Origin of the sequence: Pseudomonas sp. HMWF021, assembly GCF_003061005.1 — a bacterium.
GTDB lineage: Bacteria > Pseudomonadota > Gammaproteobacteria > Pseudomonadales > Pseudomonadaceae > Aquipseudomonas.
This window is the reverse complement of record NZ_QAIK01000063.1, coordinates 78,064-79,005: the sequence shown is the minus strand read 5'-3', so window position 1 is coordinate 79,005 and position 942 is coordinate 78,064. Positions and strand designations below refer to the sequence as shown.

The window sequence follows — 942 nt, the reverse complement described above, 5'->3', positions numbered from 1 at the left end:
GCCAAACCCGCTGCCGCCAAGCCGGCGACTCCACCTGCTGCCAAGCCTGCCGCTCCAGCGCCGGCCGCCGCACCTGCTCAAGCCGCTTCTACCTCGACCACCACGACTGCGCCAACGCCAGCCGCTGCGTCGAGCGCCACCAGCAACCCGACCAGCGCTTCCTAAGTGCCGGTTGCCGCGACGCGCAGCACTTGCAGCGCGTCGCGGTTCGGGCTGGCGGTCGATCCCGCCAGGCTCTCAAGCCACTCTCCCGGCACTGACGCCGCCTGTGACGGCCAGCCCTGAGCGACCTGCTCCAGTTGCCATAGCAGATGCCGTTCAGCTTCCAGCTCCAGCGCTTTCATTTGTTCTCGCAGCCCCTTGAGTACCGGATCTTCTTCGGCCAGGGTTTTCCATTGAATGCGTAATGCGCGCAGTGGCTGCACCACCTCCACGTCCCAAGGCCCCACCAGTTCTTTCAGCTGTTGCACGCGTTGTTCGTTGCAGGTTACGTGGCGTTGCTCAAGCCATGAACCACACAGCAACAGGCACACATTGGCGCCTGCCGTTTGCAGTTGCAGGCAAGCGTGTTCGACACCCGGTCGGGCGTACGTGGCAAGGGAAAAGCTCCACAGGTCAGAGGACATCGTGCTACTCGCGCCAGTTGTGAGCGAAGCTGGTAGACTCCGCCGCCATTATGATCCGACTTCAGAACCTGACTTTACAGCGTGGCCCGCAACGTCTGCTAGAAGACGCCGAGCTGACCCTGCACGCCGGCCACAAAGCCGGCCTCATCGGTGCCAACGGCGCCGGCAAATCCAGCCTGTTCGCCTTGCTGCGTGGCGAGTTGCCCCCGGACTCGGGCGATTGCCTGCTGCCGGCCGACTGGCGCATTGCGCACATGCGCCAGGAGGTCGACACCCTCGAGCGCCTGGCGGTCGACTATGTGCTCGATGGCGACCT

The 942-nt window shown here is 64.4% G+C and carries 2 protein-coding genes; one reads left to right on the top strand and one right to left on the bottom strand.

Annotated features, from left to right (window positions below):
- Positions 1-161: 161 nt before the first annotated feature.
- Positions 162-626: a TIGR02444 family protein gene (locus tag DBR18_RS09495; RefSeq protein ID WP_108590139.1), complete on the bottom strand. Its 465-nt coding sequence runs from the start codon at positions 624-626 to the stop codon at positions 162-164.
- Positions 627-676: 50 nt separating this feature from the next.
- Here DBR18_RS09495 and DBR18_RS28980 point away from each other — a divergent pair.
- Positions 677-942: ATP-binding cassette domain-containing protein (locus tag DBR18_RS28980; protein WP_256588654.1), on the top strand; the 266-nt coding region annotated here is incomplete at its 3' end.

Coding starts and splice junctions, on each gene's coding strand:
- DBR18_RS09495 (WP_108590139.1), bottom strand. CDS start 626: ATGTCCTCTGACCTGTGGAGCTTTTCCCTTGCCACGTACGCCCGACCG.